A 14,460-nucleotide genomic window follows, 5' to 3' on the forward strand; every position below is an offset into this window, starting at 1 on the left:
GCGGGGGGAGATTGAGTGGTCACGGGGAGGGCGCGGCCCCCTCGCGAAGAGACGCGGCCTCCTCGCGGAGGAAGCGGGCCGGAGCGAACGGACCCGCCTCTATGGGAGTCTCACGCCCCGTCACCATCGCGGCGATGAGCAGACCCGTCGCCGGGGCCAGACCGATGCCCGCTCCTTCGTGGCCGCACGCGTGCAGCAGGCCGGGGACGCGCGGGTCGGGGCCGATCGCCGGGAGGTGGTCGGGGAGATAGGGGCGGAAGCCCGCGTAGGCGCGGATCGCCCGCACCTCGGCGAGCACGGGGAAGAGGCGCGTGGCCTGCGCGGCGAGGCGCCGCAGGACCTCCACGGACAGGGTGCGGTCGAAGCCCACCCGCTCCCGGCTCGCGCCTATGAGCACCGGCCCCGCCGGGGTGCCCTCGACCACGGCGGAGGTCTGCAAGGCGGCGGAGCCGCTGGCCACGTCGGCCACATAGTCCGCGGAGTACACCTTGTGCCGCACCACGCGCGGCAGTGGTTCCGTGACGAGGACGAACCCGCGCCGGGGGAGCACCGGCAGCTCTACGCCCGCCATGCGGGCGAACCGGCCGCCCCAGGTGCCGGTGGCGTTGACCACGTACGGAGCCTGTGAGTCGCCCGCGCGGGTCCGTACGCCGCGCACCTCGCCGCCCGCCCCGGTGAGGACCGCGGTGACCTCCTCGCCGAGGCGCAGCGTGAGGCGCCCGGGGCCGGTATCCGCCGCGGCCCGCAGCAAGTGGGCGGCGGCCAGGGCGGGTTGGACCTGGGCGTCCTGCGGATAGTGGAAGCCGCCGGCGAGGCCGGGGGCCAGGTGCGGTTCGAGGTCGGTGAGGCGGTCGGGCGGTACTTCGACCGCCTCGACGCCCGCGCGTCCCTGGCCCGCGGCGAAGTCCCGCAGGGTGCTCATCCCGGCTTCCGTGGACGCGACGACGAGGCCGCCCTTCCGCTCGTACTCGATGCACGAGGGGAGTTCGGCCGCCAGCTCCCGCCACAACCGCGCGGAGAGCAGGGCGAGTTCGAGTTCGGGGCCTGGTTCCTTGTCGGAGACGAGGAGGTTGCCCTCGCCCGCTCCCGTGGTGCCGCCCGCGACGGGGCCGCGGTCGATGACGGTGACGTGGAGGCCGGAGCGGGCGGCGTAGTAGGCGCAGGCGGCGCCGACCACTCCCGCTCCCACGACGATGAGGTCCGAGGGTTCCGGTGGTCCGGAAGGGTGTCCCGTGAGCACGGCAGTAATATTTCACATGGCACTGGTGCTGCCAAGGGTGCGTGCGCGAAAGGAAGTTGCTCACTGCCGGGCGCGGGCGGACGCGGCCGGGCGCGTGGTCAGTCGCGGCGGTTGTGCGTGCCGGGGGTGTAGCCGAGGGCGCGGTGGAACACATCGATGAAGGCGCTGGTGGAGGCCCATCCGCAGCGGTGCGCGACCGTGGTGACCGGCGTGCCGTCGGCCAGCATGCGCAGGGCGTGGTAGAGGCGCAGCTGGGTGCGCCACTGGGGGAAGGTCATGCCCAGCTCGCGGCGGAAGAGGCGGCTGAGCGTGCGTTCGCCCGCGCCTGCCGCGGCGGCCAGCTCGGCCAGGCCGCGCGCGTCCGCGGGGTCCTCGTGCAGCAGGTCGCAGACGGCCGTGAGGCGCGGATCCGCGGGGGTCGGCAACTGGACGGGTTGCTGTGGTGAGGCGCGCAGTTGGTCGAGGAGCACCGCGCGCAGCCGCCGCCGCTCGGGGGAGTCCTCCGGGGCGCCGGTGGCCTCGTGCGGGGTCCGGGTGCAGGCGAGGATCAGTTCGCGCAGCAGCGGGCTGACGGTGAGGACGGCCGGGGCGTCGAGGCCGAGCGGATTCGTGTCGGCGGGCAGGCCGAGCAGGTGCAGGGCCAGTTGACCGTGGGCGCGGTGCGCGTGGACGCATCCGGCGGGGACCCAGATCGCGCGGGTGCCGGGCGCGAACCACGTACCGGCGTCCGTGGTGACGGCCACGACGCCGGAGCCCGCGTAGATGATCTGGTGGTCGTCGTGGCGGTGCGCGTCGATGCGTTCGCCGGGGGCCAGGACCTGGGTGCGGGTGGGCGCCTCGGGGGTGTGGCGGATATCCGGCATGGGTTGGCACTTTATCGGAAGCGCGCCAGCGGGGGGCGTGGCGACGATGGGGCGGTGCCAGCGAAGCAGCCCTCACGGAATCAGCCCTCGCCGAAACCGCCTTCCCCGAAGCAGCCCTCGCCGAAACCGCCCTCAGCGAAACCGCCCTCCCCGAAACAGCCTTCACGGAAATCGCCCTCACCGAAGCAGCCTTCACGGAAACCGCCCCCACGTACGCGACCCAAGCGATCCCCCCGGGGACAGCAGCCGTCACGTACCCGGAAGCCGGAGCCCACCGTCCACCCCCGCCCCCGGCGGCCCCGCGCCCTCCCCCTCCTGGCCCTGAGCCACGCCTGCGTCGACGTCTATCAAGGAGCCGTCGCCGCGCTCGTGCCGTACTTCGTGGCCGAGCGCGCCTACAGCTACGCGGCCGCCTCCGGCATCGTCCTCGCCGCCTCCCTGCTCTCCTCCGTCGTGCAGCCGCTGTTCGGCGCCCTCACCGACAAGTGGGCCATGCCGTGGCTGCTGCCGGTGAGCACGCTGGTGGGCGGGGCCGGGGTCGCCCTCGCCGGGGTCGGCGGCAGCCATGGACTGACGCTGCTCGTCGTCGCCGTATCCGGTGTCGGCGTCGCCGCCTACCACCCGGAGGCCGCGCGCGTGGCGCGGCAGGCGAGCCGCGGCAGCCATACCGCCATGAGCTGGTTCTCCCTCGGCGGCAACCTCGGCTTCGCGACCGCGCCCCTGCTGACGGCCGCCGTCATCGCCACGGGCGGTCTGCGCGCCTCGCCGCTCCTCGTGGTCCCCGCCCTCGCCGGGGCGGCGCTCTGCGTGGCCGCGCTGCGGAGCCTCAGAGCCATCGAGGCCGCCGCCCCGAAGAGCGCGGCGCCGGGCCCCGTCCCCGCCGACGACGACTGGCCGTCCTTCCTCAGGCTGTCCGGCGCGGTCGTCTGCCGCTCGATCGTCTTCACCGGGCTCAGCACCTTCATCGCTCTGTACGTGCGTCAGCGAACCGGTGGCGGTGAAGTCGCGGGAACTGTCGCGCTGTTCGTGCTCTACCTCGGCGGCGCGATCGGCACGGTGGCGGGCGGAGGACTCGCCGCCCGCCTCGGCCGCCTCCCGGTGGTGCGAGGGGCGTACGCGCTGACGGTCCTCGCCGTGGCGGGCGTCGTCCTCGCTCCTGGCCCGGCGCTGCTCCTCTGCGTCGCCCTCGCCTCGGCGGGTCTGTATGTGCCGTTCTCCCTGCACATCACCCTCGGCCAGGACTACCTGCCCCACCGCATGGGCACCGCGGGCGGGGTCACGCTCGGCCTGACGGTGAGCATCGGCGGCCTCGCGAGCCCGCTCATCGGCGCCCTCGCGGACGCCACCTCCCTGCGGACCGCGCTCGCGCCGCTGATCGCGCTGCCCGCCCTCGGCTGGCTCCTGCTGCGGTCCCTGCGGGAGCCGAACCAGCGGTAATTCCACTGCGGTTCCTCGCGCCTGAGGGGTTGTCAGTGCAATTTCACATTACTACGTTACGCATCACATGGTCCGACGGCGGCCATGCGGGCGTCACCGCTGGTCACCCAACTGCCGTTTGTCGTAGGGCAGTTGCCTGACCCGCAGCCCCCACCTCCCCACTCAGGAGCCATCGGTGTCCCAGCTACGTCCACGAAGAACCATGCGCGGATCCGTGCTCGCCGGCGCGATAGCGGCGACCCTCTGCGCCACAGCCGCCCCTTCCGGATACGCGGCCGACCCCGCCTCCACCCCCGCCCCCGCCTCCAAGGCCACCACCTCCGCGAGCAGGACCGCCGAGCCGAACCCCTTGGACGTGGTCGACCGCAGGGCGAACGCCCCCAAACCGAGCGCCTACAAGATCCCGGCGCCCGGCGGGCTCAAGGGAGGCGGCACCCCGGGCGCCCGCACCCCCAAGTCCGACCCCGACCCCACCCTCAAGCCCAAGCCCACCGCCGCACCCTGCACCCTCGACGGCGTCACCGGCCTGTCGCCCGAGCAGTTCACCGACTTCCTCGCCGACCCCGCCGTCACCGCGGACGGCTGTCTGCGCACCCTCATCTGGACCTGGGACCCGAGGCTCGCCCCCGTCATGTCGGACGCGCACGTCCAGGCCGTCTCCGGCCGAGTCACCCGGCTCGCCGCCGCCCACGACGGCAAGAACGGCAGCAACCTCCTGGAGATGCTCACGTATCTCCACGCCGTCGCCTACCAGGACTTCTCGCACGACGAGATCGACGTCACCGACGGCCCGACCGTCGACGCCATGCGCCGCGCCGTCGCCGCCTTCGGCGCGGCCCCCCGCACCTTCGACGTGACCCGCACCAACGCCGAATCCCTGCGCGAGGCGCTGTACGCGGCCAGCGCACCCGGGCTGCGCCAGCACCAACTCCCACTCATCCAGCGGGTGCTGGCCACCATGGACGCCGCGCACCCCGACACGGCGAAGGACGCCTCCTGGGCCGGTTCCGCGCTCGCCGCGCTCTCCGTGAACTACCTCGGCGTGTACCCCGGCAACCAGGACACCGCCTTCCACGCCGCGGTCAAGGCCGATCCGTCCTACCGCGCCGCCTTCAAGGCCTTCGCGGGCCACACCCACCTCAAGGGCACCGCCAACGCCTGGGTGGTGCGCGACGCGCTCAGCGAGTACGGCAGGTTCGGCCAGATCGACGGGCTCCGGAGCGAGATCGTCTCCGGTCTCGGCGGCCTCGTCGCCGTCACCGAACGAAACTTCGGTACGGGCAGCGCCCCTTGGGCCAAGGTCGCCCTCTGGCTGAACGAGTTCGACGCCTGTGCGCCGTACAAGGTCTGCAAGGCGGACATCGAGCGCCGCGTCTTCCCGAGCACCTTCACGTACGACAAGGGCGGGATGAAGGTCCGCACGGCGCTCGACCGCAAGACCGTCGATCAGCTCTACTACGCGAGCAAGCAGGTCAAGGCGCAGTTCCACCGCGTACTGGGCACCCAGGAGCCGCTGGCGGGGGACCCCAACGCCGCTCTGACGACGGTCCTTTACGCCTCACGCGCCGACTACGAGAACTACCACCCGCTGCTCACCGGGATGGACACGAACAACGGCGGCGTCTACATCGAGCGCGGCGCCACCTTCTACACCTATCAGCGGCGCGTCCCGCAGGATTCGACGCTGACCCTGGAGGAACTCTTCCGCCACGAGTACACGCACTACCTCAACGGCCGCTGGGCGGTCCCCGGCTTCTTCGGCGAGGGGCCGTGGTACGAGGGCGACCGCACCACGGCGATGGACGAGGGCACCGCCGAGTTCTTCGCCGGCGCCACCCGTGACGACGGCGTCAAGGTCCGCAAGTCGCTGGTCCAGGGCATCATCGACGACACGGCGGACGGCGGCCCCAGAATGACCGTCGACCAGATCCTGCACGCCACGTACGAAGGAGACGGCTTCCGCTTCTACGACTACGCGGGCACGCTCTTCGAGTACCTGTGGACCGAACGGCCCGCGCTGATCAAGGAGATGTACGGGCATCTGCGCGCCGACGACCCGGCGGCCTTCGACGCCTGGCGCGACCGGCTCGGCAAGGACGGCGGGTTGCAGAGCGCGTACGACTCGTTCCTCGACAAGCAGATCGCGCGGGTCGGCGACCTGTTCGTCCCCGACACGAAGTACGTCCCGGTCGGCCGGCTGCGCGACACGACGGCCGCCCAGGTCCGCAGCTCCTTCAAGGCGACGACGGGCCTTACGCCCGCGTGCCGTTCCAACGGGGCTCCCTCGCGGCCGCGTTACCTCTGCACCGGCCGGATCACCGCCCGCCTGAGTGCGGCCGGTGATCCCGACGCCGTCTTCAAGGACATGTCGGAGACGGTGGACCATTACGTGCTCGACCGGGCCAAGGCGGGCCACAACAACCTGGCCGACATGAACTGCTCGTTCGGGAAGGTGGACATCTGGTCCGACGGCCGCGGGGGCACCGCGGACTTCGACTGCGAGGGCCCGCTGAGGGGCTGAGCCGGACGGTGGGGGCCGGTGCCCGGTCAGGCGCAGGCCCCCACCAGCAGCTCCGCCGCCGCGATCCCCGACACGCGCGTCGCCCCGTGCGTGATCAGATGGGCGGCGCCGAACGTGTCGCCCGAAGGGACACCCATCTCCACGACAAGCGCGTCGGGCCGGCTGCGCAGGAGGCGGGTCAGCGTGTCGGTCATCCAGCGGTGCCGGGCCGCGTCGCGGACCACGACCACCAGGGCGCGGCCCACCGCGGGAGCCAGGGCCTCGCGGTCCAGGAGGTCGCCGGGGTGGGAGAGTTCCGGTTCCGTCAGGCGTACGGACGTCGTGTCGGGGCGCAGGTCGCGCAGGGGTCCGGCGATGCCCCAGGGGGTGTGGCCGTCGATGGCGAGGTTCATCGTCGGGGACAGCTCCACGACATGCGGCGCCCCGGCCAGGGGCAGCGCCGCCACGGAGCGGTGCCGGACGCGGACCGCGCGGCGCGCCGCGACAAGCCCGATGTCACCGTCCCGCGCGGCGCGCGCCACGGCCCGCGACCGTTCCCCGGACCAGGCGGCGAAGTCACGTACGCGGCCGCTCGCCTCGGCGAGGCGCTCCTCGGGGAGCGTGCCGTCGAGCACCGCCTTCACCAGCGCCGTGGAGAGCAGCTCGGCCGTACCCTCACCGGCGCTCTCGCCGCCCACGCAGACCGCGTCCACGCCGCCCGCGACCGCGCGGACCGTGGCCCCGTCGATGCCGTACCGGTCGGTGACGGCGCCCATCTCGATGCCGTCGGTGACCAGGAGCCCCTCGAAGCCCAGCTCCCCGCGGAGCAGGTCCACCAGGATGAGGCGGCTGAGGGTCGCGGGCAGGTCGGGGTCGTACGCCGGGGCCAGCAGATGCGCGGTCATCACCGCGCGGACGCCCGCCTCCATCGCCGCGATGAACGGCGGCAGCGCCGTCATCGCGATCTCCTCGGCGGAGCCCCGCACCTGCGGCAGGCCGTAGTGCGAGTCGACGACCGTGTCGCCGTGGCCGGGGAAGTGCTTGGCGCAGGCCGCGACGCCCGCGCCCTGCAGACCGCGGATCCAGGCGGCCGTGTGCCGGGAGACGAGGTCGGTGCGGGCGCCGAAGGAGCGTACGCCGATCACCGGGTTGAGGGGGTTGGAGTTGACGTCGGCGCTGGGCGCGAAGTTGAGGGAGACGCCCGCCGCGTGCAGATCGCGGCCGATGTCGTGGGCGACGCGCTCGGTCAGGTCGATGTCGTCGACCGCGCCGAGGGCGAGATTGCCGGGCCGCGACGAGCCGGTCCACGCCTCCAGACGGGTCACGTCGCCCGCCTCCTCGTCGATGGCGACGATCAGATCGGGGTTCTCCGCGCGCAGGCTCTCCGTGAGCCGCGCGACCTGCTCGGGGGTCTCGATGTTGCGCGCGAACAGCACGACGGAACCCAGGCCCTCGGCGATCCTTCGGCGCACCCAGTCGGGGGCCGTGGTGCCCTCGAAGCCGGGCTGCAGCACGGAGTTGGCCAGGTGCTCCAGAGTCGGGTCACTGCTCGATGCCATGGCGCGACCTCCGAAGTTGCGGGTACGTGGGCCGAGTCCCCGGGGGCGGGGCTCGTGGGATGAGGCTCTTGGGGCGTGGTGCGGCGAGCGGGACTTCTGCGCATTGGTCCAGGCCAATCGGATAGTGGATATTGGCTCGTAACGATCGGGGCTGTCAAGGAGTCCGCACGGGCCGGGACGGGTGAATTGGACAACCTGGCGGCGGAGTTGTGGATTCCTGCCGTCACGCCCCGTCATCCGCCGACCAGGGCCGCAGCCAGCGAGGGTCGGGCGTGTCACCGGAACGTACGAAACGGGCGTCGACGGAGAGCCGCATCGCGTCCGTCGTCGTGTCCAGGGACGCGTGGATGATGTGCGGCACGTGCACCATCACATCGCCCGCCGCGAAGTCCGCCCACAGCCAGCGGCGGCCGAGCGTGCGGGCGGTCAGCTCCAGGTCGTGGCAGATCTGGCGGCGGTCGCCCGGCCGGTCGGTGACGTCGCGCAGCGGGGCGTACTCCTCGGGCGGCAGCCGGTGGGAGCCCTCCAGATACACCAGCGCCCCCGTCCGCGGCGGGCAGTCGCCCACGGGGATCCAGAAGGTGACGAGGCTCGGCGAACCCTGGTCCATGTAGTCGAAGTCGACATGGGCGCGGGAGGCCAGGCGCGCGCCCCGATGGAAGTGGCGCAGTATGCGGCGCGGGAGCATCCGCACCTCGGAGTCGAGGAGTTGGGAGGCGAGCGTGGCGAGCACCGGGTCGCTCACGAACCGGTCGAAGGGCGCGGAGCGCACGAACCCGTACGCGGGATGCCCCGCGACCCCGTACTCCGGAACGCCCGCGGGCACCTGTCCGGAGAACACCCCCTCCTCGGGGTCACTGCCGTCCGCGAGCAGGCCCGGCGGAAACAGCGCGAAGTACCGCCCGCGCAGCCGCAGCACCTCCGCCCGGTCGAGCAGCCCCGGCAGATACAGATAGCCGTCGGCGCGCAGCCGGGCGCGGAGTGCCGCCGGGTCCCGCGGCGACAGGAGGTCCGCGCTGGGGCGCAGCGGGCCGAAGAGGTCCGGTGTGAAAGGGACGGGCAGGCCGTTCGACGACAACTTCACGGTGCGTGTCCTTCGGTCAGTAGACGCCTTCCACCGCGTCGGCGGCGCCCCCGCCGTCCTCCCGGAAGGGCCGCACGGCGGCCACCCCGTCCCAGGGGAACCACGGGTGCGGCCCGGTCCTGACCGCGCTGTCGCGCTCCAGGAGGTTGGGCAGGAAGAGGTCTTCGAGGAGGGTGGTGGCCCGTACGCGCCCGCGCTCACCGACGGCGGCCTCGCGCCACGGGTCGGCCGGATCGACGACGGTCAACACCGCGAAGGGCGGCGGCAGATGGTAGGAGTGGCCGACGCCGGCCGGCAGTCCGGGCGCCGTACCCGCCGCCGCGTCGGCCTGGAGGGCGTGCCCGACCAGCGTGTTGCCGTAGGTGTCGATCCACTGCACGCCCGGCAGATGCTCCTCGCGCAGGAACTGCGCCTCGGCCGCGGTACACGAGGTCCCGCCCGTGCACACCGCCCGGATGCCGTACGTGTGCAGGGGGCGCGGCAGCCGCATCGCGAGCTCCATGAGCAGCCGCGAGGTGGTGAAGAGCAGAGAGCAGCGCTCGGCGGCGAGCAGGGTCAGGGTCTGGTCGATCAGGTGCGCGGTGTACGCGTCCGCCTCACCGCCCGAGCGCAGCGCGGCCTTCACCCAGCGCGGATCGAAGTCGATGGAGTGCACGGCGCCCCGCCAGCTGTCCGCGAGCCCCTCCACGAAGTGCCCGTACGCGTGCGGGCCGCTCGGCGTCATGGCGAGCACGTCACCGCCCGCCACGCCGCGCGCCTCAAGCACCGTGCGGTAGACCTCCACGTCGTACGCGAGGCGCGTGACGTTGACGATCCGGCAGGGCGCGCCGGTGGTGCCGCCCGTCTCGAAGACCCGGAAGGGCCGGTCGCGGTAGCCGCGGGGGAGCAGGTCACGGGCGTGCGCGGCACGGAGTTCGGCCTTGTCGAAGAGGCCGAACAGCTCCAGCGCGGCGAAGCCGTCGACGTCCTTGAGCGGGTCGAAGCCGAGGCTTTCGCGCCGGGCGGCCCAGAAGGGGCTGGCGGTCTGTGGCCCGAAGTGCCAGCGCATCATCCTGCGCGTCCAGGTGTCGAGGTCGACCGCCAGCTCCGGGACGCGCGCGTGCAGCGTGTCGGTCAGCGTGCCGAAGGCGGTCGTCATACGGGGAGCTCACTTCGCTGGGCGGTGGACGAACAGGGACTCGGCGGTGAGGGCCCGTACGGCGTCGGGGGCCGCGTGGAGAACGGTGGCGAAGGGGAAGGGGACCTCGTGGCCGACCAGGGGGTGACCCTCGTACTCCTGGAGCAGGACGAGCCGGGGCAGCGGGCAGGGGGATCCGTCGACGAGGGCGATCGGGTCCCTGCGGGTGAGCATGCGGTCGCCGGGGCGCATGCGGTCGTGGACGGAGCGCAGCGCGCGGTGTGCCGTGTCCGGTTCGCGGAAGACGGTGAGCGGCCAGTCGGTGCCGCCCGGCCCCGGGGGAAGGGCGTCGAGCGCGGCGGCGAGCGAGGCCGCGAGGGCCGAACCCTGCGCGCTCTCCGTGCAGATGACCGTACGTACGTTGCTGCAGAAGCGCCCGGAGTCGCCCGCGACGAGGGGCAGCAGCCAGGCCACCGCCTCCTCGACCGGCATGCCCGCGGGCACCAGGGCGCAGCCGCGGCCCGGGCCGTGCAGGGTGAGCGTCGGGGAGTCGCGGACCGACGCGGCGAGACCGGCGCCGCCGTAGACGATCTGCCGGTCGGCGCGCCTCACCAGGGCGTGCAGCCCGCGCTGGTCGGTCGGGTAGAGGCCGACGCGGGCGGGAGGCCAGCCGACGGCGAGCAGGGCGGCTACGAGCCGGGCCGCGGAGAACGGCTCGCGCCGGCTCGGGCGCACCCAGACGGCGCCCGTGCGCTCGGCCTGGTCGAGTACGGAGTCCAGGCAGGTGAACGTGTTGCCGGGCAGCGCGACGAGGGACAGCTGGTCATCGGCGGCCGGTGGCTCGCCGCGCTTCAGGAGGCCGTCGCGGAGCAGCGCGCACCAGCGGTCCACGAGCGGGCCGGGCAGTCCGGCGCTCTCCCACAGTGCCGCGCGGAAGCCCTCGGCGTCCTGCTCGCCGACGCCGCCCACGGGGACGCTGCCGCGATCGAACAGCTCCACTGCCGCGAGCAGCAGTTCACGGCGCCCGGTGAGCGGCGGCAGGTCGGCGCGCACGGTCCGCCACCACTTGTGGTCGGCGTCGGCCACGATCTCCGGGACGAGTGCGAGACCGTACGCGGCCTCCGCGGCCCCGGTGCCGGGCAGCGCGGCGGTGTCCAGCGACGTCCGCCACTCACCCCTGCGGAACGCGGAGTGCACCGCCCTCACGACAGCTCGCCGCGCAGGGCGGTGACCACCCGTATCTGCTCGGCCTCCGTGAGGGAGGGGTACAGCGGCAGGGCGATGTGGTGGCGGGCGAACCAGCGGGCCCGTTCGAACGGCCCGTCCTCGCCGCTGGGTTGCCCGTTCCCGCCGGACCGTTGCGCGTCGCCCGTGAAGTAGGGGTGGTCGCACAGCAGGTGGTCGTAGACCTCACCGGCGAGGGAGACCCCGTGCCGCTCCCGCAGCCGCTTCTTCAGGAGCGCGCGGTCGCACGGGCCTTCGGGGTCGGGGTAGGCGAGGTACTTGTAGAAGTTGCTGCCCGATCCGGTGGGCACGGCGTGCGGCCGGATTCCCGGGACGTCGGCGAGCAACGCGTCGTAGCGGGCGGCGAGTTCACGGCGTGCCGCCAGCGTGTGCGCGAAGCGCTCCAGGTCCACTGTGCCGACGGCGGCGTGGAGTTCGCTCAGCCGCCAGTTGCCGCCGGGGCGGTCGTGCAGTGTGGAGCCCTGGGCGCTCTTGCCGTGGTCGCGCCAGCGCCGCACTTGCTCCAGGTCGTCCGCGAGCCCGGCGGACAGCAGCCCGCCCTCACCGCTGACCGCGACCTTCGTGGGGAAGAACGAGAAGGCGCCGAACCGCCCGAAGCTGCCCGCCGGACGCCCGTCGAGCGTGGCGCCGAAGGCGTGCGCGGCGTCCTCCACCACGGGGATGCCGCGCTCCCGGCAGTGCGCGAGGGCCCCGTCGAGCGCGGGCGACACGATGCCGCCGATGTGCACCGGCAGCACAGCGGCCGTGTCGGGGCACCGGTCCAGGGCATCGCGCAGGGCGTCCGGATCCATGCCGAGACCGTCGAGCTCGATGTCGACGAAGCGCACGGTCGCCTGCGCGCGCACCGCCGCCGCGGCCGTGGCGAAGAACGTGTTGACCGGCACGAGCACGGTCCTGCCCGCCACGCCGATGACGCGCAGCGCGATCTCCAGCGCCGCCGAGCCGGACGCGACAGCGGCCGTCTCCGTCCCGGTCCAGACGCGGGAAAGCTCCTCGAAGCGGGCCACCTGCGGGCCCTGGGTGAGGATGCCCGAGGCGAGCGCGGCGTCGACGCGGTCGAGCACGGCGCGCCGGTCGGTCACCTCGAAGTGAATGCGCTGGGCCGGGACTTCGGCAGGGGAGGAAGAAGAGGCAGGGGAGGCAGGGGAGGGAGGCGAGGAACGGGGGCTCGACAGGGCGCGAGCGAAGAAGTCCGCCGCGTGACCCACGTGCGTGCCGTGCCCCATGAGGAGTTCGTGGACCTCCACGGACGCGGAGGCCTCAGCCGCCCCGTACGCCGCCCGGACCATGTCCGCCGCCCCGCGCGCGTCGGCCGGTTCCAGGTAGGAGTCGGCCGTGCCGTACTGGAGCTGGAGGGGCGCCGGGGCGAGCGCCCCGTACAGGTCGGGCAGGTCGGCGTAGTCCAGGATGCCGGGCAGCGCCGCACCCTCGTGTCCGGTCAACAGCCGTTCGTACAGGGCCTGGTAGCTGGCGAGATGGCTCGCCGCGCAGAGCGGGAGGCCTCGGCGGGGAGCGAGGAGCGCGGTGTGCAGGGCGACCGCCGCGCCGAGGCTGTGGCCGAAGAGGCCTACGCGGCCGGGGTCGACGAGCGGATGCGCCGCGAGGACGTCGAGCGCGCCCAGGGCGTCCCCGACGAGCGCGCCGAGCAGGGAGCGGCCGGTCAGCGCGAACGCGTGGGCCAGCAGCGTGCCTTCGTCCCGGCCGGCCCTGCGGGTGGCGTCGAGGCCGCCGCCGATGCCGTGGTCGAAGGAGAGCGTGACGAAGCCCGCGCGCGCCAGTTGCTCGGCGACATTGCGGTCGGGGTGGTCAGGCGGCACATCGCCGGTGAGCTGGTCCAGGCGCGCGTTTCTGCCGCCGAGCACCAGGACGGCCGGGGCGGGGGCGGCGGCGGGCGGGGCGAGGAGAGTGCCGTGGAAGGAGCCGCGTACGGGCGAGTCGAGCGTCATGTGCTCGCGGTGCAGGCCGTCCCGCACGGAGGTGCGGGCATCCGTGACGGCCAGGGGCGCTCGCTCGACACGGGCGAGACGCTCGACCGCGGCGCGCAGGTGGCGGGCGCGGGCGAAGCGGTCTCCTGTGCCGTCGAAGGCGGTGTGCCGCAGGGCCGGCTCTGCGGCGAGGAGCCGGTGGAGGTGACGGATCTGCATGGGCGCGTCAGACGAAATCGCCGTGCAGGGTGCTGGGCACTTCCAGCGCGTACGCGTCCAGCGCCTCGTCCAGTTTGATCTGGCCGCGTTTGAGGAGTTCGAGGAGTTCGTTCTGGGGGCGGTAGAAACACGATTTGCACAGGTCGGTCCTGCGCGGGTTGGAGGCCTCCCATTCGGCGCGGGGGCCGCCTTCGAGCACTTCCGCGTAACCCTGTTCGATGACATTGCCGATGAGGTAGCGGCTGTTGAGGTGCACCTGAGGGCACGGGTAGAGGTTTCCGTCGGCGCCGACCGCCGTGACGAAACGGCTGTAGTGGCAGTGCTCGAAGTCGCCCTCCACCTCCTCGACCTGGTCCATCGGGCCGCGGTCCAGCTTGGGCACCGATACCTCGAAGGCGTCGGTGGAGAGTGCGGCCGCCCTGGTGAGCGACTCGGAGATCTCCGGCATCACGGATTCGATGGTCTCGTGGCCGAGCGCGCTGTAGAACTCCGGCTCGAAGCGCACGTAATGCGCACCGGACTCCAGGGCGATGTGGGCCGCCTCCAGGATCTCCCGGTAGTTCTGCAGGGTGATCACGTAGTTGAAGCCGATGCGGAAGTCGGGGTCGGCCGCGCTCTCCCTGAGCCGGCCGACCGAGCCGATGAACTGCGAGAACGTCTGCTCGCGGTCCCGGGTGATGTCGTTGAACGTCGCCTCCGTGCCCGCGTTCAGGCCGATGCGGACCCAGGTGTGGGTCTCGGCGACACAGGAGGCCACCTTCGGGCGGCCGAGCCGTGAGCCGTTGGTGATCAGCCCGATCCGCAGCCCAGCCGCGTGCCCGGCCCGGCAGATCTCGGTGTACCCCGGGTGGATGGTGCACTCGCCGCTGCCGCAGAACGTCACGGCCCGGCCGTCGTTCTCGGCGAACTCGCGCAGCAGGGTGACCGCCTTGTCGGTGGCGATCGAGTCCTTGAACGAGAACAGGTCGTAGAACTGCTCTTCGTTGGGGGAGTGGAAGTTGCAGAAGTTGCACCGCATGTTGCAGGCACCCATGATGCCGATCCGCATGTGGACCGGTTTGATCTCCTGGCCCGCGACGAACCGCCGCAGCAGCTCGCCGTGGGCGAGGACCTTCTGGGGCGAGTGCGCCTGATCGAGACTGACGATCGGCAGTCCTTCGCGGTTCTGGGGGGCTGCCACATTGATGTCGCCGGAACCGGATGTGCTGTTCACGAACCCCCCACGCAGGTCGATGTGCGTTCACGCTGTTCGAGCATGCTGTTCGAGACGG

10 protein-coding genes are annotated in these 14,460 nt (G+C 72.7%); 2 read left to right on the forward strand and 8 right to left on the reverse strand.

Annotated elements, in window-relative coordinates; genetic code table 11:
- Positions 1–19: 19 nt before the first annotated feature.
- Both DMA15_RS32630 and DMA15_RS32635 read right to left on the reverse strand, forming a co-directional pair.
- Positions 20–1,240, reverse strand: coding sequence for an FAD-binding oxidoreductase (locus DMA15_RS32630; protein ID WP_240660067.1), 1,221 nt, complete (start codon positions 1,238–1,240; stop codon positions 20–22).
- Between the two features lie 98 nt (positions 1,241–1,338).
- Positions 1,339–2,103: a helix-turn-helix transcriptional regulator gene (locus DMA15_RS32635; protein WP_125516283.1), complete on the reverse strand. Its 765-nt coding sequence runs from the start codon at positions 2,101–2,103 to the stop codon at positions 1,339–1,341.
- 315 nt (positions 2,104–2,418) lie between these two features.
- Between DMA15_RS32635 and DMA15_RS32640 the strand changes: the two genes are divergently transcribed.
- Together DMA15_RS32640 and DMA15_RS32645 are read left to right on the forward strand one after the other, a co-directional pair.
- Positions 2,419–3,540: an MFS transporter gene (locus DMA15_RS32640; RefSeq protein ID WP_125518153.1), complete on the forward strand. Its 1,122-nt coding sequence runs from the start codon at positions 2,419–2,421 to the stop codon at positions 3,538–3,540.
- Positions 3,541–3,742: 202 nt separating this feature from the next.
- Positions 3,743–6,061, forward strand: a complete 2,319-nt coding sequence (locus tag DMA15_RS32645; protein ID WP_125516284.1) for a collagenase — start codon at positions 3,743–3,745, stop codon at positions 6,059–6,061.
- A 26-nt stretch (positions 6,062–6,087) separates the two neighbouring features.
- Here DMA15_RS32645 and DMA15_RS32650 read toward each other — a convergent pair whose 3' ends face one another.
- The 6 genes from DMA15_RS32650 to DMA15_RS32675 all read right to left on the reverse strand — a co-directional run bounded on the left by DMA15_RS32650 (position 6,088) and on the right by DMA15_RS32675 (position 14,402).
- Positions 6,088–7,599 carry a glycoside hydrolase family 3 N-terminal domain-containing protein gene (locus DMA15_RS32650; RefSeq protein ID WP_125516285.1) on the reverse strand — a complete coding sequence of 504 codons (1,512 nt, stop codon included), beginning with the start codon at positions 7,597–7,599 and terminating at the stop codon, positions 6,088–6,090.
- 223 nt (positions 7,600–7,822) lie between these two features.
- Positions 7,823–8,683 carry a phytanoyl-CoA dioxygenase family protein gene (locus tag DMA15_RS32655; protein WP_125516286.1) on the reverse strand — a complete coding sequence of 287 codons (861 nt, stop codon included), beginning with the start codon at positions 8,681–8,683 and terminating at the stop codon, positions 7,823–7,825.
- Between the two features lie 16 nt (positions 8,684–8,699).
- Complete coding sequence (locus DMA15_RS32660; RefSeq protein ID WP_125516287.1) at positions 8,700–9,821, reverse strand: hypothetical protein; 1,122 nt, start codon at positions 9,819–9,821, stop codon at positions 8,700–8,702.
- A 9-nt stretch (positions 9,822–9,830) separates the two neighbouring features.
- Positions 9,831–10,997, reverse strand: coding sequence for a hypothetical protein (locus tag DMA15_RS32665; RefSeq protein WP_125516288.1), 1,167 nt, complete (start codon positions 10,995–10,997; stop codon positions 9,831–9,833).
- 5 nt (positions 10,998–11,002) lie between these two features.
- Positions 11,003–13,189, reverse strand: a complete 2,187-nt coding sequence (locus tag DMA15_RS32670) for a DegT/DnrJ/EryC1/StrS family aminotransferase (RefSeq protein ID WP_125516289.1) — start codon at positions 13,187–13,189, stop codon at positions 11,003–11,005.
- Positions 13,190–13,196: 7 nt separating this feature from the next.
- The gene (locus tag DMA15_RS32675) at positions 13,197–14,402 is read right to left on the reverse strand and encodes a radical SAM protein (RefSeq protein WP_240660068.1); all 1,206 of its coding nucleotides are present in this window, start codon (positions 14,400–14,402) and stop codon (positions 13,197–13,199) included.
- Between the last annotated feature and the right edge of the window lie 58 nt (positions 14,403–14,460).

This window comes from Streptomyces sp. WAC 01529 (assembly GCF_003945545.1).
Classification (GTDB): domain Bacteria; phylum Actinomycetota; class Actinomycetes; order Streptomycetales; family Streptomycetaceae; genus Streptomyces; species Streptomyces anatolicus.